The sequence below is a fragment of the Vibrio sp. OPT46 genome, assembly GCF_015163535.1.
In the GTDB taxonomy this organism is placed as follows: Bacteria; Pseudomonadota; Gammaproteobacteria; order Enterobacterales; family Vibrionaceae; genus Vibrio; species Vibrio alginolyticus.
The window spans coordinates 1-430 of the sequence record NZ_JADDYG010000348.1; the positions used below are offsets into that span (position 1 = coordinate 1).

The 430-nt window shown below is 41.6% G+C and carries 2 pseudogenes; one reads left to right on the plus strand and one right to left on the minus strand.

The window, feature by feature from the left end:
• Window positions 1-80, plus strand: a pseudogene (locus IQR33_RS15780) (aromatic amino acid aminotransferase); the annotation flags it as partial.
• An 89-nt stretch (window positions 81-169) separates the two neighbouring features.
• Here the strand turns inward: IQR33_RS15780 and IQR33_RS15785 are convergent.
• Window positions 170-430: pseudogene (locus IQR33_RS15785) on the minus strand (porin family protein); the annotation flags it as partial.

Here is a 430-nt window from a genome sequence, read left to right on the forward strand (position 1 = left end):
GTTCTGGCCGAATCAGTGTTGCTGGTATGACGAAGTCAAATATGGGCCCTCTGTGTAAAGGCATTGCAGCGGTTTTATAATCGACTGTCGCATACTTTGTTAAAAGGAAAGGTCAGCATAAGCTGACCTTTTTTGTTTTAACTTAACGCCAAAAACGAACCCGTCCGATCTAGTAGACAAACTTCAAACTCAGCCCAACTTCATTGACGTAATCTGAGCTTTCACCGCTGTAATCAGTATCTCTAAACTGATAAAAAAGACCAGTGCCGATGACTTTATGCCATTGGTAGTTAAGACCGATCTTAAAATTGTTCTCATCAACGATATCACTGCGGTTCAACTCCACTTCAGCTGTCGCAATAAGCTTTTCACTGAGCAAGTAATTCACCCCAACAGTTACAGCTTGAATCAATTCGCTATCGGAAGACAA